16 protein-coding genes, 15 tRNA genes and 2 riboswitches are annotated in these 22,384 nt (G+C 48.3%); of the genes, 1 reads left to right on the top strand and 30 read right to left on the bottom strand.

All coding sequences use genetic code 11. The annotated features are described in order from the left end of the window. Positions 1 to 36: 36 nt before the first annotated feature. The 11 genes from ACFVS2_RS29130 to ACFVS2_RS29080 form a co-directional block, all read right to left on the bottom strand. Positions 37 to 1,053: a sensor histidine kinase gene (locus ACFVS2_RS29130; RefSeq protein ID WP_173618410.1), complete on the bottom strand. Its 1,017-nt coding sequence runs from the start codon at positions 1,051 to 1,053 to the stop codon at positions 37 to 39. After that, entirely contained in the window at positions 1,050 to 1,748 is a 699-nt protein-coding gene (locus tag ACFVS2_RS29125) for a response regulator transcription factor (protein ID WP_173618411.1), read from the bottom strand. Before ACFVS2_RS29125 ends, ACFVS2_RS29130 begins: the two co-directional genes overlap by 4 nt. A 657-nt stretch (positions 1,749 to 2,405) precedes the next feature. Beyond that, positions 2,406 to 2,921 (bottom strand): sigma-70 family RNA polymerase sigma factor, encoded by a 516-nt coding sequence (locus ACFVS2_RS29120; RefSeq protein WP_007730013.1) that lies wholly within the window; start codon positions 2,919 to 2,921, stop codon positions 2,406 to 2,408. Between the two features lie 298 nt (positions 2,922 to 3,219). After that, on the bottom strand, positions 3,220 to 3,792 hold the full coding sequence (locus ACFVS2_RS29115) for a GNAT family N-acetyltransferase (protein ID WP_390239801.1): 573 nt from the start codon (positions 3,790 to 3,792) through the stop codon (positions 3,220 to 3,222). 445 nt (positions 3,793 to 4,237) lie between these two features. Beyond that, a complete protein-coding gene (gene purB / locus ACFVS2_RS29110; protein WP_173618414.1) occupies positions 4,238 to 5,533 on the bottom strand; it encodes an adenylosuccinate lyase in 1,296 nt (431 codons plus the stop codon). Further along, complete coding sequence (gene purK, locus ACFVS2_RS29105; RefSeq protein WP_007730006.1) at positions 5,530 to 6,693, bottom strand: 5-(carboxyamino)imidazole ribonucleotide synthase; 1,164 nt, start codon at positions 6,691 to 6,693, stop codon at positions 5,530 to 5,532. Before purK ends, purB begins: the two co-directional genes overlap by 4 nt. Continuing rightward, positions 6,690 to 7,178: a 5-(carboxyamino)imidazole ribonucleotide mutase gene (gene purE, locus ACFVS2_RS29100; RefSeq protein ID WP_012684280.1), complete on the bottom strand. Its 489-nt coding sequence runs from the start codon at positions 7,176 to 7,178 to the stop codon at positions 6,690 to 6,692. Before purE ends, purK begins: the two co-directional genes overlap by 4 nt. 181 nt (positions 7,179 to 7,359) lie before the next feature. After that, the gene (locus ACFVS2_RS29095) at positions 7,360 to 8,898 is read right to left on the bottom strand and encodes a M1 family metallopeptidase (RefSeq protein ID WP_390239798.1); all 1,539 of its coding nucleotides are present in this window, start codon (positions 8,896 to 8,898) and stop codon (positions 7,360 to 7,362) included. 19 nt (positions 8,899 to 8,917) lie between these two features. After that, the gene (locus ACFVS2_RS29090) at positions 8,918 to 10,414 is read right to left on the bottom strand and encodes a M1 family metallopeptidase (protein ID WP_390239796.1); all 1,497 of its coding nucleotides are present in this window, start codon (positions 10,412 to 10,414) and stop codon (positions 8,918 to 8,920) included. 59 nt (positions 10,415 to 10,473) lie between these two features. Then, positions 10,474 to 11,775 carry a histidine--tRNA ligase gene (locus ACFVS2_RS29085; protein WP_390239794.1) on the bottom strand — a complete coding sequence of 434 codons (1,302 nt, stop codon included), beginning with the start codon at positions 11,773 to 11,775 and terminating at the stop codon, positions 10,474 to 10,476. Between the two features lie 294 nt (positions 11,776 to 12,069). Then, positions 12,070 to 13,446, bottom strand: coding sequence for an NCS2 family permease (locus ACFVS2_RS29080; RefSeq protein ID WP_390239792.1), 1,377 nt, complete (start codon positions 13,444 to 13,446; stop codon positions 12,070 to 12,072). 195 nt (positions 13,447 to 13,641) lie between these two features. Beyond that, positions 13,642 to 13,743: riboswitch (purine riboswitch) on the bottom strand. Between the two features lie 137 nt (positions 13,744 to 13,880). Between ACFVS2_RS29080 and ACFVS2_RS29075 the strand changes: the two genes are divergently transcribed. Beyond that, positions 13,881 to 14,366: an NTF2 fold immunity protein gene (locus ACFVS2_RS29075; protein ID WP_390239790.1), complete on the top strand. Its 486-nt coding sequence runs from the start codon at positions 13,881 to 13,883 to the stop codon at positions 14,364 to 14,366. 65 nt (positions 14,367 to 14,431) lie between these two features. On the opposite strand, the gene guaA is transcribed toward ACFVS2_RS29075, so the two are convergent. From guaA to ACFVS2_RS28980, 19 genes are all read right to left on the bottom strand, one after another. Continuing rightward, the gene (gene guaA, locus ACFVS2_RS29070) at positions 14,432 to 15,970 is read right to left on the bottom strand and encodes a glutamine-hydrolyzing GMP synthase (RefSeq protein WP_390239937.1); all 1,539 of its coding nucleotides are present in this window, start codon (positions 15,968 to 15,970) and stop codon (positions 14,432 to 14,434) included. Between the two features lie 158 nt (positions 15,971 to 16,128). Continuing rightward, positions 16,129 to 16,231, bottom strand: a riboswitch (purine riboswitch). 20 nt (positions 16,232 to 16,251) lie between these two features. Beyond that, on the bottom strand, positions 16,252 to 18,486 hold the full coding sequence (locus tag ACFVS2_RS29065) for a transglutaminase TgpA family protein (protein WP_390239788.1): 2,235 nt from the start codon (positions 18,484 to 18,486) through the stop codon (positions 16,252 to 16,254). 4 nt (positions 18,487 to 18,490) lie between these two features. Next, the gene (locus ACFVS2_RS29060; protein WP_390239786.1) at positions 18,491 to 19,696 is read right to left on the bottom strand and encodes a DUF58 domain-containing protein; all 1,206 of its coding nucleotides are present in this window, start codon (positions 19,694 to 19,696) and stop codon (positions 18,491 to 18,493) included. 14 nt (positions 19,697 to 19,710) lie between these two features. After that, positions 19,711 to 20,664 (bottom strand): AAA family ATPase, encoded by a 954-nt coding sequence (locus ACFVS2_RS29055; RefSeq protein WP_390239784.1) that lies wholly within the window; start codon positions 20,662 to 20,664, stop codon positions 19,711 to 19,713. Between the two features lie 197 nt (positions 20,665 to 20,861). Continuing rightward, positions 20,862 to 20,938: transfer RNA gene (locus tag ACFVS2_RS29050), tRNA-Arg, on the bottom strand. 7 nt (positions 20,939 to 20,945) lie between these two features. Beyond that, positions 20,946 to 21,021 (bottom strand) — tRNA-Gly (locus ACFVS2_RS29045). A gap of 51 nt (positions 21,022 to 21,072) precedes the next feature. After that, a tRNA-Leu gene (locus ACFVS2_RS29040) sits at positions 21,073 to 21,154 on the bottom strand. A gap of 67 nt (positions 21,155 to 21,221) precedes the next feature. Beyond that, positions 21,222 to 21,297, bottom strand: a tRNA-Lys gene (locus ACFVS2_RS29035). Between the two features lie 5 nt (positions 21,298 to 21,302). Beyond that, positions 21,303 to 21,377: transfer RNA gene (locus ACFVS2_RS29030), tRNA-Gln, on the bottom strand. Between the two features lie 4 nt (positions 21,378 to 21,381). Further along, a tRNA-Thr gene (locus tag ACFVS2_RS29025) sits at positions 21,382 to 21,457 on the bottom strand. An 18-nt stretch (positions 21,458 to 21,475) separates the two neighbouring features. Then, positions 21,476 to 21,551 (bottom strand) — tRNA-Phe (locus ACFVS2_RS29020). Between the two features lie 35 nt (positions 21,552 to 21,586). Next, a tRNA-Asp gene (locus tag ACFVS2_RS29015) sits at positions 21,587 to 21,663 on the bottom strand. 5 nt (positions 21,664 to 21,668) lie between these two features. Beyond that, positions 21,669 to 21,745: transfer RNA gene (locus tag ACFVS2_RS29010), tRNA-Met, on the bottom strand. Positions 21,746 to 21,802: 57 nt separating this feature from the next. Further along, positions 21,803 to 21,878 (bottom strand) — tRNA-Val (locus tag ACFVS2_RS29005). A 34-nt stretch (positions 21,879 to 21,912) separates the two neighbouring features. Further along, a tRNA-Glu gene (locus ACFVS2_RS29000) sits at positions 21,913 to 21,986 on the bottom strand. Positions 21,987 to 22,000: 14 nt separating this feature from the next. Continuing rightward, positions 22,001 to 22,085 (bottom strand) — tRNA-Leu (locus tag ACFVS2_RS28995). 8 nt (positions 22,086 to 22,093) lie between these two features. After that, a tRNA-Met gene (locus tag ACFVS2_RS28990) sits at positions 22,094 to 22,170 on the bottom strand. A 24-nt stretch (positions 22,171 to 22,194) separates the two neighbouring features. Continuing rightward, positions 22,195 to 22,285: transfer RNA gene (locus ACFVS2_RS28985), tRNA-Ser, on the bottom strand. A 7-nt stretch (positions 22,286 to 22,292) separates the two neighbouring features. Beyond that, positions 22,293 to 22,368, bottom strand: a tRNA-Asn gene (locus tag ACFVS2_RS28980). Positions 22,369 to 22,384 lie beyond the last annotated feature (16 nt).

Raw genomic sequence — 22,384 nt, 5'->3', positions numbered from 1 at the left:
CAACTATACGAAAGTGCGCATAGTCCAGCTATCGAATTAACTTTCAGCTATCTTACTTTCTTGTAAGGTTGGTACGACGGCAGACAAGACGATACGTACGGTTGTCCCCTCGCCCACTTCTGATTCCATTTCCACCCCATGATGGAGCCGCCCGCAAATTTCCTTCACCAAGTACAGCCCCATCCCGGTGGACTCAGGGTATTTGCGCCCGTTTTCTCCCGTAAAATACGGCTTGAACACGCGACGAATATCTTCGGTAGGGATCCCGATTCCATAATCCTGCACTTCCAGTATGGCATGCGCTCCGCGTTCATACGCACGAATGGTGACCTTGTTGCTTTTCCCTGCTGAATAGCGAACGGCATTCGTCAACAATTGGTTGAGGACAAAAGCGAGCCACTTATCGTCCGATTCCACTCGCCAATTCTCATCCACTTTTACCTCGGGATACACTTGGTTGCGAATAAACAGCCGCTTGTTTTCAGCCAACACGTTCTGCACCATGGAACGCAGCGTTACTGGCTCAATCAGGAAGTCCTGTTCAAATCGGTCGAGGCGAGCTATGTACAATACAGTTTCCAGTCCACGCTTGATCCGGTCCACTTCTTCACGGACGCTCTCTGCTGTTGGATCGTCTTCATTTTGCAGCAACAGATGAATAACCGAAATCGGCGTCTTCATCTGATGAACCCACTGCTGAATAAACGTCGTATGGTCCCGTTGCTTGTTTTCATAGGCATGAAGCTGTTCTTTGTAGAGTCGGTACTGCTCCTGACTGATGTCATCCATCGCGCGGCACAACGGTGAATTCCCGTATGTCTGGGTCAGTTCCTCTAATGACTCTACCGGCTTGCTCAGTCGCTGATAGATTGTGCGGTGAGACAAATAACGGATGGCGAGAAAAGCCCCCGCGAAAAAAACAGATAAAAACATGACGTAGATCATCAATGATTCATTCCAGTACCCATCCATCGCAAAAATCATAATCAATAAGATCAGTTGGACGAGAAAAAACGCTGCGAATGGCCATTGATCTCGAAGGAACAACTTCATTGCCCTTCCTCCCAAGTCGCACGTAAGCGATAACCGGAACCGCGAACAGTCTCGACAGCTCCCTCTAAGCCTAAGTCCTTCAGCTTGCCGCGCACGCGTGTGATGTAGACATTCAGCGTGTTTTCATCAACAAACTGTTCATCCCACAGCTTTTCTAGCAAACGCTCACGGCTGACGACACGTGGATGTTGATTCATCAAGGCTTCTAGCAGTAACGCTTCCTTTTTGCTCAGCTCGATTTTGATATCGTACATGGACAGCTCCATTCGCTCCAAAAACAGCTTGAGCCCCGCCACTTCAACCGTACGCTCCCCTTCTTGCGGAGCATATTGTCCGTAAGCCCGGCGTAGCTGACTGCGGATTTTGGCCAAAACCACATCGTAGTCGAACGGCTTTGTGATATAGTCATCGGCCCCATTTTCCAATGCCATCACTTGGTCCATTTTACTTTCTCGTGCAGAGATGAACAGGATCGGGCAATTGGACTCCTGGCGCATTTGCCGGCACCAATAAAATCCGTCAAATTTCGGTAGATTCACATCTAATAAAACCAGATCAGGGCGCGATTGGGTAAATACCTCCATGACTCTATCGAAATGTTCAACATTGACTGTTTGAAATCCGTATTTTTCCAGTTGCTCTTGCAGCAGCTGGTTGATTTTCGGGTCGTCTTCTACAATCATAATTGTGGACATCACTCATACTCCTCTCGTCTTGAGTCTCCTCCATTTTATTCTTTACTATACCATTAGAAAACTAGACTACGCCAAGCATTTGGCGTTTCTCTTACTTGGATGTCTACTGAAAGAACGGCCTGTGCGTTGCTGTTGTGGAGGGGAGGAAACAGGAGAAAACGCTCAGCTTCTAGGGCCACCCGCTGTGGGATTGACTGCCCGACTCCATGCAAAAAGCGAAACCGCGTCCAAAGTTGTCCTTTCAGGATGTGTTTCAGAGGTGGACGCTTAAGTGCGTGTTTCGCTTTTTGCATTGCGTCTCGGTCGGTGTCCCTAAGATCTTCGCTAATTTCTCCTGTTTCCTCTACGAGCTTTTCGTGTTAATCGGTTTTTAAGAGCCTTAAAAAGAATGTAAGGATGTCATCAGTAACGATAGAGAAGAATATTTCCAGGCGTAGCGACTTGTGGAGTCCTACCGAGCGAAGAAGGGATGAGCGGGAAAAAGAAACGCAACCCTGTGCTTGCGACGAAGCGGCTACCACTTTTGCGTTTCCCCGCGAATCCCTTCGGAGCGGACAGTCTTAGCGCACAGCAGGACGGAGCCTGGAGCCTAGACTGGAAATATTCTTCTCGCCACTACAGCCACATAGTAAAAAAGGAAGGACTGTTGTCCTCCCTTTATGCTTGATTCTCCATCAATTGCTGTAGCTTCTTGATCCCGCGGAAGTGCAGGATTTTCACCGAAGCCTCTGTCTTACCCAAAATTTCCGCGATCTCATTCATTCGCAAATCTCCGAGATAGCGCAAGGCGATCACATTGCGCTGATCCTTTGTCAGCGTGTGCACCTTATCCCACAAGCCCTCGGTTGTCTCCTGATTCAGAAGGCACTCCTCCGGCAGCTTATCTGTTGCGACCATATTGCTAAATGTGTCCTGATCAACCGGACTCTCCCGCTTCTTGCGCATGTAGTCAATCAAAGCGTTGTGCGCAATTCGGAAAATCCAGGCGCCAAAAGGATGGCGGCCATCGTATTGCTCAAGCTTGGAGTACACCTTAATAAACACAGTCGTTGTCAGGTCTTCCACATCCCAGACGTTTTTTACCCGGTAGCGGAAATAGCGATATATTTTAGTAGAGTAATCTTCGTAAATTTGTTGGTGACTTAATTTTGGATACATGATTGCTGTCGTCATAATCGATCTCCCGTTTCGTGATCCGTATGAATTGATTTCATTGTACGGTCGAAACGAAGCAGGAACCATCGAGTTATATTTCAGGAAGCTTACACTTTTGTAAGGTACTTATGGGCTCGTTGTAAGCTCGCACAAGTAGGTACGGAAGGGGTATCATTTCGGTTACAACTTTCAAAAGAAATCTTTAAAAATTTCTTAAGGAATTTTTTAAGTTGTCTTCAAAACCGTTGTGGTGGGGGGAGAAGTCCTGCCGCATGTTTTCTAGTTTACTTTCGCATCAGTTCGCTCAGCACAGTTATCAATGATATTCATAACCTTTTGCTATTGAAAAGATATGGGTATCAGTTAGTTCACCTGAGTCATTTAGGTTAACATTTCGTAAAGTACCCTCCAACGTAAAACCCGCCTTCTTAGCTACGGCTATACTTGCGTTATTCCGAGTATCACAGCGAATTTCAAGACGGTTAGCTTCCAACTCAGAAATGGCAAAGCCAACGATACCTTTTACTGCCTCTGTCATTAGACCCTCACCAGTACGCGATGTGCGTAGCCAATATCCAATTTCAAATTTGCGTACATACCAATCGAAGCGATGGAGTCCACTACTGCCCACAAACTGCCCTGTGTTCTTTTCAAATATATGAAGCACTAAGTCTGTGCGTTCTAGAAAATTGAGCCGGGCCTTACGTACGTAGGCTTCCGAATCGTCAATGGATGGGAGGTTTTTTACAAACGGAAGCCAGGGGCGCATCTCATTTACACTCTCACGTATGGCTTCATTTACAAATTGACCATCACCCCATTGCGGTGCTCTAATCAATAATCGCTGAGTTTCTAAATGTTCCGGAAAAGAGAGCAGTAGTGGATTCATATTAGTCCTCCTTCTATAGGAATACGTTTCCAATAATAGTAGCGGCTTAACAGCTCATTGACAATTGAAAGCAACACTACCAGTTAGTTTAACAATACTGTCAGTCTAAACCGTTATTATTGAGAACACTTAGCTGCAATTTCACACTCTTGAATTACTTTCAAGCAATTTTAAAAAAGCTGCGCAGGAGAAGCGCATTTCCAGTTTCAAGCGCCTCTGGAGCCCGACCCAGCTTCGGAATAAATGGCGGGGAATTTCAGCTTCACTTATGAAACCCTTCATTGAAATTTCTACGTTTGAAGCGCTCCCGCCATTTATTCCGGAGCGGACAGTCAATCCTTCAGTAGGGCGTAGGCCGAAGCGTAGACTGGAAATGCGCTTCTCCCCCACAACAGTTACATTAAAAAGAAAAAACGCCCCCGAAAAAATTCGAGGGCGCTTGCATTTAAATCAATCCAAGACGTTGGAAAATCGTATCCACATGCTTCAGGTGGTAACGGTAGTCAAAGCACTCATCCAGCTCTTCCTTGGACAGTGTGGAGCTGACCGTTGCATCCTCCTCGACGATCGCACGGAAGGAACGTTGCTCTTCCCACGCCTGCATCGCACGAGGCTGTACCGTATCATAGGCTTGCTCGCGGCTCATGCCTTTTTCGATCAGCTTGAGCATCACTTGCTGCGAGTAGATCAATCCAAAGGTACGATCCATATTGCGCTTCATGTTCTCAGGGAATACCGTCAAGTTTTTCACGATGTTCATGAAACGGCGCAGCATGTAGTTCAACGCTTGCGTCGCATCTGGCAAAATCACGCGCTCCGCAGAGGAGTGGGAAATATCCCGCTCATGCCAGAGGGAAACATTTTCATAGGAAGTGAGCATGTGACCGCGGATGACACGAGCCAGACCGCAAATATTTTCGCTGCCGATTGGGTTGCGCTTGTGTGGCATTGCGGAAGAACCCTTTTGTCCTTTGGCAAATGCTTCTTCCACCTCGCGCATTTCGCTCTTTTGCAGACCGCGAATTTCTGTTGCGAATTTCTCTAAAGAGGTTGCGATCAGTGCCAATGTTGCCATGTACTCGGCGTGGCGATCACGCTGCAAGGTTTGGGTCGAGATAGGCGCTGCAGACAGCCCCAGCTTCTCGCACACGTATGCTTCCACAAACGGATCGATGTTTGCATATGTTCCAACTGCGCCAGAGATTTTGCCGAACGCCACTTCTTTTTTCGCAGCCTGAAAACGCGCCAGGTTACGCTTCATTTCTTCATGCCACAGGGCCAGCTTCAAGCCAAAAGTCGTAGGCTCCGCATGTACGCCATGTGTTCTACCCATGCAAACTGTATCCTTGTGCTCACGAGCTTTGTCTGCCAAAATCTCGATGAAGTCTTGGATATCACCCTCCAAAATTTCGTTCGCCTGACGCAGCAGGTAAGACAGAGCAGTATCCACCACATCTGTAGAAGTCAGTCCGTAATGCACCCACTTCTTTTCTTCGCCCAAGGTTTCCGATACCGCACGGGTAAACGCCACCACATCATGGCGTGTCTCTTCTTCGATCTCATAGATTCTGTTCATGTCAAAAGTAGCTTTATCCCACAGCTTTTTCACGTCTTCCTCAGGAATGACGCCCAGCTTGGACCATGCTTCACACGCGAGAATTTCTACTTCCAGCCACGCTTTAAATTTGTTTTCTTCCGTCCAAATGGCGCGCATTTCCGGTCGGGAATAACGTTCGATCATGATAATACCTCCGATGTATTCGTCCAGATTTTCAGCTCATCAATCAGGGTGAGCGCTTCTTCTACAGTAGGGGCGAGCACATTGATATGCCCCATTTTTCGCTTGGCCTTGCTCTCTGCTTTTCCGTACAAATGGAGCTTGGCTGTGCGCGGCAACTTGTCGATCTGATCGATGACAGGCTGTAGATGCTCTCCCAAAATATTAACCATCACGACGCTCGAGAGCAACTCTGTAGATCCTAAAGGCAGATTGCAAACCGCCCGAACATGCTGCTCAAACTGCGAGGTCACACAAGCATCCATGGTAAAATGCCCAGAGTTATGCGGTCGAGGCGCCAATTCATTGACATACAGCTGACCATCTTCGGTCAAAAACAGCTCCACGGCAATGAGTCCGACCACATCCAGCTTTTCTACAATCGTGCGAGCAATTTCTTCCGCACGAACTGCTACTTCAGCCGAAATACGAGCGGGTACGATGCTCAAATGCAGGATGTTTTCCTGATGAATATTTTCTGACACAGGAAAAACAGCCAGTTCTCCCGCAGGATTACGTGCAGCAATAACAGACAGCTCCATTTGGAATGGTACAAATTGTTCCACGATCAGCTCTGTACCTGCTTTGGACAACGTTTCATACGCCTCCGCCAGCTCAGCCTCGCTTCTCAATACCCATTGCCCTTTGCCGTCATAGCCACCGGTTGCCGTCTTCATAACAGCAGGCAGTCCCAGTTCACGCACGGCGTCCTGCAAATCCTCCAAGCTATTCACGACACAAAACGGAGCAACCGGGATGCCGATCTCACGAATGGCGGTCTTTTCCCGAATCCGATTCTGGGTGATACGCAAAAGACGACTCCCCTGCGGTACATAAGCGCGGCTCTCCAACACTTCAGCGACCTGCGCATCGACATTTTCAAATTCATAGGAGATAACATCGCTGACCGAGGCAAGCTGCATCGCTGCTTCTACATCATCGTAGCTGGCTACAATTTGCCGATCAGCCGTTTGGCCGCATGGTGCGTCTGCTGTCGGGTCCATTGTGACAAAGCGGTAGCCCATAGCTCGTCCCGCAAGAGCAATCATCCGTCCAAGCTGTCCTCCACCGAGTATTCCTAGGGTCGATCCTGGTTTGATTTGCTTACGGTCTTTGGTTGTCATTCGAGTTCACTAGCCTCCAGCACCTTATTGCGTACATCATCACGTCTTTGAACGAACCGCTCTTGTACGTCTGGATATTTGATCCCCAAAATTTGCGCAGCCAATAACCCTGCATTGATGGCTCCAGCTTTTCCGATCGCAACCGTCGCCACAGGCACACCCCCTGGCATTTGCACAATCGACAAAAGCGAGTCGAGACCATTCAAGTTGGATGATTTCACCGGGACACCAATGACAGGCAACTCTGTCTTAGCAGCTACCATTCCTGGCAAATGAGCTGCCCCGCCCGCACCCGCAATAATGACTTCCAAGCCGCGGCTTTTCGCGGTCTCGGCATACGTAAACATCAAGTCTGGCGTTCTGTGTGCAGACACGACCTTCTTTTCGTACGGTACCTGTAATTCGTCTAAAATTGCGCAAGCTTCCTTCATCGTTTCCCAGTCTGACGTACTGCCCATAATGACTCCTACCAAAGGCTGTAGCATGAACCATTCGCCCCCTACGTTTTGTAACATCAGAAGAAAACCCAACCGACTAACGGCTTTTCGCACCGCTCTCATCGCCTGGGCTATTCGAACTCGTTTTCACTCAACATATTCAGTGTAGCAGGGAGAAAGTTTGCCTGTCAACCTCGTTTCCGAACATTTAAAAATGATAGATCAAAAATTATTCGTGTTTGCCTTTTTCTACCCAATTGTTTGCCGCTTCTGCTTTCTCTAGCTCGACCTGAAGCCAATAATCCAAATAGGGACTGGCATCCGCCCCGGCAGCTGCAGTCAATAGCGCTGTGATTTGGTCCCCATTTGCTTGCTTGTATTGATGATCTCGTACATATTGACGCAACACCTGATGCAGTCGTTCGACTCCCCATTGTTCTTTCAAGTTCCACCACATGGCACCAGCTCGCCCATAGACGAGGTCATTGTAGCTCCTCCAGTCTGGGAAAGCTTCCACGGACGACTTCGCAGTGACTCCTTGGTTCGCATATCCTTCCGCTGCACGTGCTTGGCCTAGCCGCATCTGAATATACGCTTGTGATTGTGCGGGGGACTTTTGCTGCAAAAATACCATCGTCGCATAATCCGTCAGTCCCTCATCCAGCCACGCCTCTCGCACCTCGTCGTTTCCGACCAACCCGTAAAACCACTGATGTGCCGTTTCGTGCGCTACGACCGCTTCCCCCATGACATCGCTACGGTCAAAATACTCCTGGGCAATAAAAACGAGGCTCGGGTATTCCATCCCACCAAAAAAGCCGCCTGTTTTGACAACATCGTATTCCTTATACGGATACACCCCGAACTGTTTTCCGTAATAGTCGAGAGACTCTCTAGCAGTCTCATGTATTCGTTCTACGTTTTGCGGGTCATCACTTTTCTGCACCCACGTACGTACGATGGTTTCCCCGACCTTGCCAGATATGGGCTGGTACGTATCGTCCATGACGACAAGGGCAAAATCCCGAACGTTCCATGCGTCCACCTCATAGATTTTTAGCCGTTGCGGTCTCGTCTCGGTGATGACAGCCACGCTCTCCAATCCACTCGTAGCAAGCTGGTACCCCTCTGATAGCTGCACACGCAAATGATAATTCGCCACATCCGAGTAAAAAGGATCGCCAATCGCGGAATAAGGATCGAGCCGCCAGCCTCCTGCATCCTTGACCGCCAGTATCGGTAGCCAGTTGCCCAGCCACATTGCATGATCATGGTAAGACATTCGCCCATTGTTATAAGGAACCTCGAGCTGAAAATTCATATCCACCACCATCTCAGCAGACGATGTTCTTGCAGGAAGGGGCACTTGTAAAAGCGTTTTGGTCTTTCCTGCATACTGTACGTCGACACTTTTTCCGTTCACCCGTACCTCGCTTATCTTGATACCACCAGGCTCACGCTGTTTGCCCAGCACAAGCTCCCAGTTCTCTCCACTGAGAGCAGCATTCGCAGAAAAAGCATTGGGATATAAATGAAAAAAAGCTTGGTCATCTTGTGGGACAAAACGAGCCGTCAGCATGCCTTTCACCACGTGCTTGTTCATATCGATTTGTACGTCAGCCTTGTAAGTGACTGCAGCCTGCCTGTGATTAATCGGCACAATCTCCTGAGCGTCTAAGCCAGCCTGCCCTGTCCAAGGACGGACGGTCAAGAATACAGTCAAAACGACTCCTACTGCCACGATGACCACCCAATGCTTCCGCCACATCGTGATCCCCTGCTTTCGATTACTTCTTCTGATGCTTGAGACGTTGGCGCTCCAGCCAAGCTGCTGCCTGTTCCTGCTGGGACATGTCTACTTTCAACCAATAATCCAAGAAAGCACTCGCATCTTCTCCTGCCATCTCAGATAGAAAAGCTTCCCATTCCTTTCCAGTCACAACCTGATAACGGTACTTCTCAACATACTGCTTCAATACGTCATGTACCCTTTCTTCCCCCCACGCTCCTTGCAATAACCACAGCATTGAGGACGGACGGGAATAGACGAGATCGCTATAACTCTGATTATCAGGAAATGCAGACAGTGCTTGCCAAGGACGCTGTTCCTCTGCCACGTAATATTGAACAGAGGTGCCCTGCTCCAGCCTTCTGCGCACCCGTTCTGCTCCCAACAGCGGATCTTGCTGAGATAAATACGAGAGCGTCACGTACTCCGTGAATCCCTCATCCAGCCATGCTTCCTTTACCTGATTATTTCCGAGCAAGCCGTAAAACCACTGGTGTGCCGTCTCATGGACAACCGTGACGATACCTGTTTCTTCCCCAGAAAAGAAATGACGTCCGTCAAGAAAGACCAATGCAGGATACTCCATTCCATTAATCGCACCGCCAGTCCTTACCACATCGTATTCGGTATATGGATAGGCACCCAATTGATCATGAAAATAGGCGAGAGACTTCGCTGCTGCTTCATGAATCTGCTCAGCAGTTGCCGGATCATCTGTTTTCCGCCACCATGTTCGGACGACTGTTTCGCCCACTTTTGTTTCCATTCGCTGATAGGAGGCATCCATAACGACTAGGGCAAAATCCCTCACATTTTCTGCACCTAGCTGTATCGTCTTTTCTCCCTCACGAGCAGAAACCTGCTTCGCAGCCCTCTCTGGCGCTGTGCTCGCCAATTGATAGTCTTTTGGTAGCGTCACGTTCACTTCATAATCTGCGTTCTCACTGTAAAATGGATCACCGACAGGCTCGTATGGATCGAGATGCCAGCCTTCCTTATCGTACACCGCAAGAACCGGTAGCCAGTTCCCCAGCCAGATCGATTGGTCATCATACGACATCCTGCCGTCGTTTCGCGGAAGAGTCATCTCGAACTCCAACACAATCTTTCGTGGGCCCGCCTCTCCTTCTAGAGGCACTTCGAGGATGTTCAGGTCTTTTGTCTGTTTGCCGACAACCGCTACTCCATCGACCAAGAGCTTTTTATTAGTGTATGAGCCAAGCGTTGGGCCATTGCCTAAAAGTTCCTCCCATAGCATGCCTTGATGCTCTTCTGTAAATACGTTCGGGTAAAGATGGAGATAGGCACGAGTAGGGTCTTTTGGCCAAAAGGTAATCATTACGGTTCCTGCTACTTCTTTCTTGATTGGATCAATTCGCACATCAGCCTGATAGAGTGGTTTACGCGTAAGCGCAGTACCCTCCTCAGCATTTACAGGCAACATCCACGTCAAAAACAATAAGCTACAACCAACCATTGAGACCCATTTCTTCACGCCATCTCCCCCTTTTCTCTACTGTACAAAAAATGGAAGAAAAAGACTATCTTTCCTCTTTACCCTGATAGCTTATCGGACAGCCACTTTTCAACCAACTCCAAAGGAACCGATTGTTCCGTTCCCTCTCGCATATCTCGAACGACGACCTGCCCACTGTTCACTTCGTTTTCCCCATAGATCAAGGCAAAAGCAAAGCCTTCTTTGTTTGCATAATCGAGTGCTTTTTTTAGTCGTCTACCTGTCAGTTCCAGCTCGACTCTGATGCCGCTCTCGCGCAAGCGATTGGCCAGGCCAAGACTAGATGCTTCTGTCCCGAGGGGAATGACGAGTACATCAGCAGGTTTCTGCTCTTCCGTACTGCGATTTGCCAACGCTGCCAGAATGACATCCAAGCCAAACGAAATCCCTACAGCGGGATACTCTCTTCCATCATCCAAAAGCCGACCGATAATCTGATCGTAACGTCCCCCACTACCGATACTGGACGTCATACTTCCATCCTGCAAAAAGATCTCATACACAATCCCTGTGTAGATCCCTAACCCTCTTGCCAAAAATGGCGAGAAACGAATCTCTCCACCCACACCCGCTCCTTTTACATAGGCAAGCATATCACGCAGCTCCCGAATCCCTTCCTGAACTAGCTGGGATGTAAAACGCTCTGCCAACAGATCCAGGGTAATCACACCTTCTTGCAGGAAAGACGTAATCGCTAAAACGAGTGGCTCCTCGACGTTTCGCTCCCGCAAATCATCACGCACTCCGTCCACGCCGATTTTCTCGAGCTTATCCAGCGACAGCATGACATCCCCGGCCCGCTCTACGGGAACTCCCAGCTCCTGAAGCACCCCAGATAACAGCTTGCGATTGTTGACCTCAATGTACACGTCTAGCCCCAGCCGCTTGAATGCCTCAAACGCCATACTGAGCAATTCTGCTTCAGCCAGCACCGATGTTGTTCCCACGATATCGACATCGCATTGAATAAATTCGCGCAAACGCCCGGTTTTTACTGGACCGTCCCGAAATACTTTTCCGATCTCATACCGCTTGAACGGCATCCGCATCTCAGGATTCATGCCCACTACCTTCGTCAACGGTACAGTCAAATCATAGCGCAGTCCAAGCTCTCTATCTCCTTGATCGCTCAAGCGATACACTTCCTTCAAGATTTCATCCCCGCCTCCGTACTTGGATGCCAGCAATTCGTAGTGCTGCAGCATAGGCGTCTCCAACGGTTTGCAGCCATATGTCTCGAATACTGCTTCGAGCGTCCGTCGTATCCAGTTTCGTTGCATTTGCTCCTGCGGCATGAAATCTTTTGTGCCTTTTACCGTTTTTAATACTTCGTTTTCCATGAGTAACACCCTTTCTTTTTTCAGATAGAGAAAACCAAAAAAGCCATGCAAGGCAACTTTCTGCCCGCATGGCTTCCTAAATACACCACCGCAGGCACGAAGCACAAGAAGCGCTTGCACCTGCGGAAAAATTTCCGAAGATACAAACGCTCTACGTGTGGTGATGCTGTTGAAGGAACATGTTTAGACCTGTCATGAGAATCGGTCCATCCTTCCATGAAAAAAGATTTTTCCTATCATAGCGCAAAAAAAGCTCCCCGTCCAGTAGACGAAGAGCTTCATTCCCAAAAAATTCTATTCGCGCAACCAGATGAAGTACGCCAGGAAGACGAAGAACAGCACATACATCGCCGGATGCACTTCGCGAGCCTTGCCCTTCATTACCTTCATCACCGGATAAACGATGAAGCCCGTCGCAATACCTGTTGCAATACTGTAAGTCAATGGCATCAACAAAATCGTCAGGAATGCAGGGAACGCTTCATCCAGGTCATCCCAAGCTACTTTTGCAATATGAGAAGCCATCAGAACACCGACGATAATAAGTGCTGGTGCCGTAACCGCTGGAGTCACAATTGCGAGAATCGGCGAGAAGAACAACGCCAACAGGAACATACTCCCTGTGACAACTGCTGTAAATCCGGAGCGTCCGCCTGCCGCTACCCCTGCTGTCGACTCAACATAAGCCGTAGTGGTAGATGTACCGAGTACCGCACCTGCCATACCTGCAATCGCATCAGAAGCGAGTGCTTTTCCTGGACGTGGCAAATTGCCGTCTTCGCGAAGCAATCCCGCTTGGTTTGCTACACCCAAGAGCGTACCCGTCGCATCGAAAAAGTCTACAAACAAGAATGTCAACACAACAATCAGCATGTTCATGGTGAACAAAGCGGATGGATCACCGAGATATTGGAACGCAGCACCGAATGTAGGAGCAAGGCTCGGTGGTGCAGAAACGATTTGCTCAGGCAGATTCACCAGTCCGAAAAACATCCCGGTAATCGCCGTAATCAACATTCCGATAAAGATACCTGCATTGATTTTGCGAGAAAGCAGAATGACCGTCACGATCAGACCAAACACCGCAAGCAATGCATTTTTCGCTGCCAAAATTGCTTCCGGCTTCATGCCCTCGTGATAGAAGGTCAGATGCCCCAACGCTACAAAGGTGGCATCATTTGCTACGATGATACCCGCGTTTTTCAAACCGATAAAGGCAATAAAAAGTCCAATCCCTGCCGAAACTGCGTATTTCAAGCTCTGTGGAATCGCTTTGATGATCGCTTCACGAACACCTGTCAGAGACAGAATCAAAAAGATCGTACAAGAAAGGAATACGCCAGCCAAAGCCTGTTGCCAAGGAATTTGCATCGTCAGAACGACGGTATAAGTGAAAAATGCGTTCAATCCCATCCCCGGAGCTTGACCGATCGGCAAACGTCCGAGAATACCCATTAACAGTGTACCGAGAGCAGCAGCCAAAGCCGTTGCTGTAAAGACAGCCCCAAATTCAGGATAGTTTGCTTTTAAATCTGGCGGTAGATCAGCACCACTGAGAATGAATGGATTGACAGCCAAGATATAAGCCATTGCCAAAAAAGTAGTGATACCTGCGATGATTTCGCGACGGTAATTGGTGCCTAGCTTGTCAAACTCGAAATACTTCCGCACCTATAAGTCCCCCCATACTAATCTTGTTGCAAAAAACAGATAGACTGTATTTTGCCGACCGTAAACGGTCACATCTTATTTAATGAAAAACGTATCGACGTTTTTCACAAAAAAAGGCCCGGACGCTCTTATCATGCGCCTGGCCTTCAAACAAAACACTCCGGGAATAATTCCAAATATAATAACAAAATCAGATCCCGATGACATTTTGTTCGTAGCCAGGTCGTTAACGGCGACCATCTAGAAACTCTCGAGCCATATTCTCAAGAATATACGAACCTTCCTATATTACCTGCTCACATTGAGAAGTGTATCAGGTGACATAGGGAATGTCAACGAAAATACGAACATTCATTTTTGGAAAGAGTTTAATATCCGGATATTTACTAAGAAGGGCTGTGTTATACTTCATAACGAGATGGAGGAGATCCAAAATGAGCTTTATGGATGCTTGGGAACAAATAATAGCGGAGCAGGAGCGAGAACGTGACCGGCTTCGAGTCAATCGAATCACCGTTCGGGTCGACGATAAGAAAAAGAGCAAGCGCAACGTTCATCAAAAGGAAAAGCTCATCGAATATGGCTTTGTAGAACGTGATTTGTATGATGAGAATTTATTTGGGAGGTTTGAACTCTACTTCGCCGATCGCGACGCTCTTCTCCAGCAAGATCGGTTTGGAGATGAAATTTCTTTTGGTGAGCTTACAGATGAACATGCAGCTGCCACGGCAATCTTCTCCTATTTAGCGGAGCACTATTCTCAGTTTTTAGAGGAAACTCCCTTTGCTATCAGTTATAACCCTATTGCAGAAGCTTGGATTATCGAAGGAACTCTTCCTCCTGGATGGCTAGGCGGAGTCATTTATATTGCTCTTGCAAAAGAAAATGGAGAGCTTCTCATGATGTATGGAACGAGATAACTGGTCATAAAAAAACTCTCTTTTATTCGCAAATCACGCAAATAAAAGAGAGTCATTTTTTGTTCCTATTCCCACTCAATTGTTGCTGGTGGTTTGGACGTTACATCATATACAATGCGGTTTACATTGTCTACTTCATTTACGATACGCACAGAGATTTTCTCCAATACATCCCACGGAATGCGCGCCCAGTCAGCGGTCATACCATCAATGGACGTTACCGCACGGATCCCTACTGTGTAAGAATACGTACGAACATCTCCCATTACACCTACGGTCGTCATGTTTGGCAATGCCGTGAAGTACTGCCAGATTTCCCGATCAAGACCTGCCTTGGCAATCTCCTCACGCAAGATCGCATCGGATTCACGAACGATCTTCAGTTTTTCTTCTGTCACTTCACCCAAAACACGAATGCCGAGGCCTGGTCCTGGGAATGGCTGACGCCAAACAATCTCATCTGGCAAGCCCAGCTCTGTACCCAGTTTGCGTACTTCGTCTTTGAACAAGGTTTTCAATGGTTCGATCAACGTGAACTTCATGTCTTCTGGCAAACCACCTACGTTGTGGTGCGATTTGATCGTTTGTGCAGTTGCTGTTCCACTCTCCACGATATCGGTGTACAGCGTACCTTGTGCCAGGAAGTCCATATCTGTCAGCTTCGCAGCCTCTTCATCGAATACATAAATGAACTCGTTACCGATGATTTTGCGCTTTTGCTCTGGGTCAGATACACCTTTGAGCTTGCTCATGAAACGCTCGCGAGCATCGATCTTGATCACTTTCATGGAGAATTTCTCAGAGAATGTCTCCATTACCCCTTCTGCTTCCCCTTGGCGCAGAAGGCCGTGGTCTACGAACATGCACGTCAATTGATCGCCAATCGCTCTGTGAATCAGCGCTGCTACTACGGAAGAATCCACACCGCCGCTCAACGCACACAGTACTTGCTTGTTGCCAACTGTTTCACGAATGCGAACCAGCTCGTCCTCGATGAACGTCGTCATGCTCCAAGTCGCTTCACATCCACAAATGTTGAACAGGAAGTTTCCGATGAACTCAGTACCTTTTTGGGTATGAACTACTTCTGGATGGAACTGTACGCCGTACAGCTGGCGCTCAGGGTTGCTGATCGCAGCTACCGGGCAGCTGTCGCTTACCGCATCAATGACAAATCCGGTTGGGAGCTCCACTACTTTGTCAGAGTGGCTCATCCACACGATTTCGTTCGTATCCCATTTGTCGTACAAGCTGTGTTTTTGCTGCATACGCAATTCAGCTTTTCCGTACTCACGTTTACCCGCGCGTTCTACTTTTCCGCCCGTCAAATGGCTCATCAACTGCATACCGTAGCAAATACCCAATACAGGCAAGCCCAGGTCAAAAATCGCAGGGTCTACAGTTGGTGCTCCCTCTTCATACACGCTAGCAGGTCCGCCAGAGAAAATAATCCCTTTTGGATTTATCTCTTTAATCTTTTCAACAGGTGTATTGAACGGTATCAGTTCACTATAAACACCCAGATCGCGTACACGGCGCGCGATCAACTGATTGTACTGGCCTCCGAAATCGAGTACGACGACCATTTCCATTGACTTGTCCATCATATCCCCCTTCTCCTGTAACATACAGGACGTGCAAGTGTCGGCATGCCATGCGAAGTTGTCGCATATTTGCAAAAAAGCCGGGACTGCTATCTCCGATAATCAATACGGAGGCAACGTCCCAGCTTGTGTACACATGTGCGGTTTGCATGTACAAAAATCCGATGTGCTCTCCTCGTAGTCGCCAAATTTACGGTCTAGCGGTAGAAACTTTCAGGCCCTATTCCTGATCATTATACGAGTCTCATTGATCGTCATTCTAGCAGATGGAACGGCATTGTTCAAGGTTTCAATTGACGGATTAAGCGTTCGAGTATTTGCTCTGCTATTGTTCTCGCCTTTTGTTCCATTTGTTTGTAGCCATACACGGTACGTTCGTACAGCTCCGTCAAATAGCGCAGGTCTTGTCGCTTGTCTGCCGGCAAGGTCATCCTGCCCACGTACTCCCGCAACGTTTCTCCTGGCTGTCTGCGCGTGTAGACTCGCTCCATCATTCGCATCAGCAGATGGTACCGATCCGGGAACTCACTGCTTCGCTCTTGATTCAGTTGCCTGCGCATCCACCATAGCTGGATGTCTTGTCTGCGGCGCCACGCAATAATTCCTGCTACGATAGCGGCTACAGCCAATCCCACATTTACTTGCCAAGGAATTTTAATCCAGCTGCCTGCCGGGCTGTCGCCCTCTTCCAGCTCATTGAAACGTCCATCTCCACGATCGATGTTCGTTTGATTCTCCATGTTTGGCAATGGGATGGGGATCTGCGGCTGTGAGGTGACCAGATCATAATTAAAACGAACAGGCGACATGAATGTACTCGTCGCTTCAAAAGGAACCCAACCAACCCCTGGGAAGTATACCTCTACCCACGAGTGAGCATCCTTGTTGCGCACTTCTACAGTCTCGTAGTTAAACGCATCCGTTCCCACTCGTTCACCTGGAGCAAAGCCCTTGACCCAACGTGTTGGGATATCCAGGGTACGAAGCATAACCGCCATCGAAGTGGAGAAATGATCGCAGTACCCTCGAAGGCTGTCAAACAAGAAGTGATCGACAAAATCCTGGCCTTCTGCAGCGACTGGAACGTCTTTCGTTTCATACTTATATTTTCCACTTGCTCGCAAGTAATTCTCGATCGCTCTCACTTTGTCATAAGGAGTCTTGGCATCCTTGGTAATTGTTGCAGCGAGCTCTCTTACTCGCGGAGGGACCGAGGCTGGCACTTGCAAATAGCGCTCTTTGATATCATCCGGATAGTTCGTCCCCGCATTCGTCACGGCCTTTTCACTGACAATCGGTACTTCTGTCTCGACCTTGTATTGATTCAGTTTGAGCAAAAGGGGATTGGGGCCGTACTCTGGCCGATCGTTTTTCTCACTCAGCTGGACCAAGTTGATTTTTCCTGCCCTTACTTCCAGTTGCTGATTCATTTTGTCATAAACAACGGTTGCCTCTGGTGGAGCGTAGTTGCTCACCTTTTTCAGCTGACCTTGATAAAAGACAGTCGGGAATTGCTGCGGGCCTTTAAAATCTAATGTCGCTTGTACCTTCTTCGTTTCAAGCCCTTGGAACAACGTATTCTCCCATGTATAAGTTTGCGGGTCCAGGATTGACTCGTACTCTCTATCGCCTTTTTCCCAGCCAACTCCCGTATACACGTCCTTCGAGTCACCGCGCCAATAGCTGCGTTCGTTCGTCTTTGCAATAAAAACTAATGTGTTATCTTGTAGGAAAGGACCGCCCAACCGTTCGTCGTTGTTGTCGTATCCTACTTTTTTCATCACACCAACAGGGGTATCGTTTCCTTTCCCTGTTAAAAAGGAGATCGGATCAGGCCATGACGGTCCTGACTTCGGTGCAGCATAACCGATGCTTATACAAGCCATAATGACCATCACCGAGGCCAGCAGTGAGTTGAGCATGATTCGGCTTCTCTTCCCTGCCAGTGTTGCCATGTTCGTCATCTTCATCAGATGGCTAATGGCCAGCATCAGGAAACCAATGATCAGCGTCCGTACAACCCCTGCACTGGCATCATACGGGAGAAACGTATCCAACACAGCCAAATACAGTTCCGTCAAAAAGACAAACCATAAGCCTTGCCGTTGTTCCAGCACGAGATACGTTAACATCGTCGCTAACAACACCAACACGAGATCAAACAAGGTATTCCGCGACAAGATCGACATGCTGGCCCAATCCTGTTGAAACGCTAACGGAAGATCGTGAATCATCTGCCCGTACAATTCGCCAATCCATTCCGAATCAAAAAACGGTTTGTCAAACAAAGTAGCATGCAATAGCACCATTAGCCCCAGAGCCTTGATCGGTAAGGTTAGCCACCGATAAGGGATCAACAGGTCAATGATAATGACTCCAGCCACAATCGCATAAAACGGCCACAGAACGCCCGTATCGGTTAATGTCTGTAGAGGAATGAGCCACTCTCTTAACATCAGGAACAGAAAAAGGGCCAAGACCCATTCCCAAATCGTTGGACGCTTCCAAACGCTCATGAGTCTATGCACCTCCAATCCGTTTCCACTCTTGATCATCCATGTGAATAGACGTACATGTTACTTTGTTTGCGCCAAGCAGCTGCAACGCTTGTTTTTGTTCATGCGAAATCGTTGACTCGTTCTGCATGAGAAACAACTGCACCCGTCTGCCTTTTTGAGCAAGTGTGACCAAACGACTGATCAACGTTTTTTCTACATGCGGTGTAATAATAATCAAAGTAACACCTTGAGGCTGCTCCAATGCTTCTCTTCCCACAATTCTTGCAAATAACTCTTGTCCTTCTGGCGCGACACGAGCTAATTGATCAAAAACTCTGAGGAAATGGGCATGGGACAGACCTGGTGGTATCGATATGCGTTCTGCTTGCTTGTATACGAGCCCATAATGATATTGATTCCGATTGGCGTAAGCGATCAGACTCGCAGCCAGCTTCACTGCTGTTTCGAACAAGTGCACAGGCTTCCCTTGGTAGCTCGCCTTCTCCACATCAAGGAAAAAGACCGCCTGATTCATCGCCTGATGCTCAAACTCTTTCGTCTTCAGACCCGTCCCCCGTGCGGAAGCTCGCCAATGAATTTGGCTCAACCGATCGCCCCGATGATAGTCTCTTACGCCGCGTACTGCTGCTACGTCATCAGACCGTCGATGGGAAACATGCACAGTCCCACTGAAGCTCCCATCCCCCAGAGCCCAATGGGTCAATTCTTTGTATTTTGGATAAACGAGAAACTCCTGAGAAATCGTATAAACCTTGCGGCGCTCAAAAAATCCAAAAAAATCCCCGCCGCTCACTACACATTCATCGAGACGATAATATCCCCGCGGTACATTGGGGATGACATAACGAAATTCGACTTCCCTCTTGAACCATGGGAAAATCAGTTGTCGATGCGGCTCATACACGCCAGCCAGCCTCGCCGGCAATGGCTCCATAATCATATTCCATCCCAGCGGAAACCAAATCCTCCGGCGCAGGCGTATCGTTACAATGACATCTTCCCCATCCTGTAGACGATTGCGGTCTAGTTCACGCTCGACTTCTAGTTTCGTGAACATGAGTACATAAGCGACAATTTCATACAGAAGAAATACCAAACTACTATAGAAAAGAAACCAGCTTGAGAAGCCACCTTGAAATTTTGCGAATAAATAAGTGATCAGGACTAATGCAATCGCCTTGAGCCTACCCCACCTTTGCTGTCTCATCTGCAATCACCGCCTTAGCTTACCGGGACACGGGTCTCAGACAAGATCATAGCCAACACCCGATTTACGGTTGCTCCTTCCAGTCTTGCTTCTGGTTTCACAATCATACGGTGTGCAAATACAAATGGAACGAGTTCCTTCACGTCATCTGGAATGACATAGTCACGTCCACGAACGAAGGCCAACGCCTGAACAGCCCGGAAAAGAGCAAGAGAACCGCGCGGGCTTACGCCTAGATAAATATGATGATGCTCACGCGTACGATGACATAGACGCACAATGTATTCTTTTATTCCTTCCGATACCTTGATCGTCGATACCTGGCGTTGAAGTTCCGCAAGCTCGGCTGTGGTCATAACCGGCTGAAGCTCTTCCAATGGATTCGCTGCCGAGAATCTGGACAGCATCCGCATTTCTTCCTCTACCGTTGGATACCCCAAGCTTAATTGCATGAAAAATCGGTCCAATTGAGCTTCAGGTAATGGGAAGGTTCCTTCATACTCTAATGGGTTTTGTGTAGCCATAACAAAAAACGGCTCTTCCAATCGATACGTAGCACCATCGATTGTTACCGAGCGCTCTTCCATTGCTTCCAAGAGTGCGGATTGTGTTTTTGGCGAAGTCCGGTTGATTTCGTCTGCAAGAATGACATTTGCAAAAAGCGGCCCTTGACGGAACTCAAACTCCAGACTTTTTTGATTAAAGATAGCAACCCCTGTCACATCCGTTGGCAACAAATCTGGGGTAAATTGAATACGTTTAAACTCACCGCTGATTGATTTGGACAATGCACGTACCATCATGGTTTTCCCAACGCCTGGTACATCTTCGAGCAAAACGTGTCCATTCGCTAGAACAGCCGCTACCATCATCTCAATTACAGAGCGTTTACCAATCAATACTTTTTCTATATTATCGATTAAACTGGCTATTGCAGGATTTACTTGTTCCAATTTGATAGGGTTCATGTTGATACAACTCCTGTTCCATGATATTCTTCCGCAGGTTTGTAACAGATGTTCCTCCATGCTTTTCAGCGTAATTCTAAAGTAATGGATGCAAATAGGAGATACAAGGAAAAAATACTTAAAATTTGCAAAAATACACAAGTTATTATAAAAAAAAGAGTAGGATCTATTCCTACTCTTCGATTTCATATGAAATATGGCGTGCCCTGAGAGATTCGAACTCCCGACCTTTTGATTCGTAGTCAAACGCTCTATCCAGCTGAGCTAAGGGCACAAATAAATGGAGCGGACGAAGGGTCTCGAACCCTCGACCTTCGCCTTGGCAAGGCGACGCTCTACCAATTGAGCTACGTCCGCATGTTACATTTTATGTGGTTTATACTGAGCTCAAAGCTTTCTGTCATAGTATGGTGCGGGTGAAGGGACTTGAACCCCCACGGTTGCCCGCCAGAACCTAAATCTGGTGCGTCTGCCATTCCGCCACACCCGCATTTTACTTAGAACAGAAAAGGCATTACTATTACTATCACGCAGCTTTGCTTATTCAGCAAAAAAACTGGTGAGCCATGAAGGACTCGAACCTTCGACCCTCTGATTAAAAGTCAGATGCTCTACCAACTGAGCTAATGGCTCGCAAATGGCTGGGGTACTAGGATTTGAACCTAGGAATGACGGAGTCAAAGTCCGTTGCCTTACCGCTTGGCTATACCCCAATGGTGGTGCCGGCAATAGGACTTGAACCCACAACCCCCTGATTACAAGTCAGGTGCTCTACCAATTGAGCTATACCGGCGCTGTTTAATTTAATTAGTGGTGGCTCGGGACGGAATCGAACCGCCGACACGAGGATTTTCAGTCCTCTGCTCTACCGACTGAGCTACCGAGCCATTTATGATTGATCTTCGCCATTCTTTAAGAAAAATGGCGGAGCTGACGGGACTCGAACCCGCGACCTCCGGTGTGACAGACCGGCGTGAACTCCAACTTCACCACAGCTCCATATTTGGTTGCGGGAGCAGGATTTGAACCTGCGACCTTCGGGTTATGAGCCCGACGAGCTACCGAGCTGCTCCATCCCGCGACGATTAGGACGATCAATTGTCAGTGCTGACTGATCTTCTTTGCCTTATTAAATAAGTGGTGGAGGCTGACGGGATCGAACCGCCGACCCTCTGCTTGTAAGGCAGATGCTCTCCCAGCTGAGCTAAGCCTCCAGGAATCCCTGCTATTGCAGGGCATTTTGCTAGGTGACCCGTAGGGGATTCGAACCCCTGTATGACAGCGTGAAAGGCTGCTGTGTTAAACCGCTTCACCAACGGGCCAAGATTATGAAGTATGGTGCGGTCGGCGAGACTCGAACTCGCACGGGTCGCCCCGCCACCCCCTCAAGATGGTGTGTCTGCCAATTCCACCACGACCGCAACTAATATGGTAGCGGCGGAGGGAATCGAACCCCCGACCTTTCGGGTATGAACCGAACGCTCTAACCAGCTGAGCTACACCGCCATGAAGCTATGAGATTAAAACATATGGCGGAGAGTGAGGGATTCGAACCCTCGCTACGCTTGCGCATACTAACGGTTTAGCAAACCGTCCCCTTCGGCCTCTTGGGTAACTCTCCGTATATATGGCTCCTCGGGACGGACTCGAACCGCCGACCGATCGGTTAACAGCCGATTGCTCTACCAACTGAGCTACCGAGGAACATTGAAGGTTTGTT

The sequence above is a fragment of the Brevibacillus sp. NPDC058079 genome (assembly GCF_042885155.1).
Classification (GTDB): domain Bacteria; phylum Bacillota; class Bacilli; order Brevibacillales; family Brevibacillaceae; genus Brevibacillus.
This window is presented reverse-complemented; position numbering and strand designations above follow the sequence as displayed.

What these genes read in the sequence shown, in the direction of transcription:
- ACFVS2_RS29130 (WP_173618410.1), bottom strand. Translation starts at nt 1,053, where the DNA reads ATGAAGTTGTTCCTTCGAGATCAATGGCCATTCGCAGCGTTTTTTCTC.
- ACFVS2_RS29125 (WP_173618411.1), bottom strand. Translation starts at nt 1,748, where the DNA reads ATGTCCACAATTATGATTGTAGAAGACGACCCGAAAATCAACCAGCTG.
- ACFVS2_RS29120 (WP_007730013.1), bottom strand. Translation starts at nt 2,921, where the DNA reads ATGACGACAGCAATCATGTATCCAAAATTAAGTCACCAACAAATTTAC.
- ACFVS2_RS29115 (WP_390239801.1), bottom strand. Translation starts at nt 3,792, where the DNA reads ATGAATCCACTACTGCTCTCTTTTCCGGAACATTTAGAAACTCAGCGA.
- purB (WP_173618414.1), bottom strand. Translation starts at nt 5,533, where the DNA reads ATGATCGAACGTTATTCCCGACCGGAAATGCGCGCCATTTGGACGGAA.
- purK (WP_007730006.1), bottom strand. Translation starts at nt 6,693, where the DNA reads ATGACAACCAAAGACCGTAAGCAAATCAAACCAGGATCGACCCTAGGA.
- purE (WP_012684280.1), bottom strand. Translation starts at nt 7,178, where the DNA reads ATGCTACAGCCTTTGGTAGGAGTCATTATGGGCAGTACGTCAGACTGG.
- ACFVS2_RS29095 (WP_390239798.1), bottom strand. Translation starts at nt 8,898, where the DNA reads ATGTGGCGGAAGCATTGGGTGGTCATCGTGGCAGTAGGAGTCGTTTTG.
- ACFVS2_RS29085 (WP_390239794.1), bottom strand. Translation starts at nt 11,775, where the DNA reads ATGGAAAACGAAGTATTAAAAACGGTAAAAGGCACAAAAGATTTCATG.
- ACFVS2_RS29075 (WP_390239790.1), top strand. Translation starts at nt 13,881, where the DNA reads ATGAGCTTTATGGATGCTTGGGAACAAATAATAGCGGAGCAGGAGCGA.
- guaA (WP_390239937.1), bottom strand. Translation starts at nt 15,970, where the DNA reads ATGGACAAGTCAATGGAAATGGTCGTCGTACTCGATTTCGGAGGCCAG.
- ACFVS2_RS29065 (WP_390239788.1), bottom strand. Translation starts at nt 18,486, where the DNA reads ATGAGCGTTTGGAAGCGTCCAACGATTTGGGAATGGGTCTTGGCCCTT.
- ACFVS2_RS29060 (WP_390239786.1), bottom strand. Translation starts at nt 19,696, where the DNA reads ATGAGACAGCAAAGGTGGGGTAGGCTCAAGGCGATTGCATTAGTCCTG.
- ACFVS2_RS29055 (WP_390239784.1), bottom strand. Translation starts at nt 20,664, where the DNA reads ATGAACCCTATCAAATTGGAACAAGTAAATCCTGCAATAGCCAGTTTA.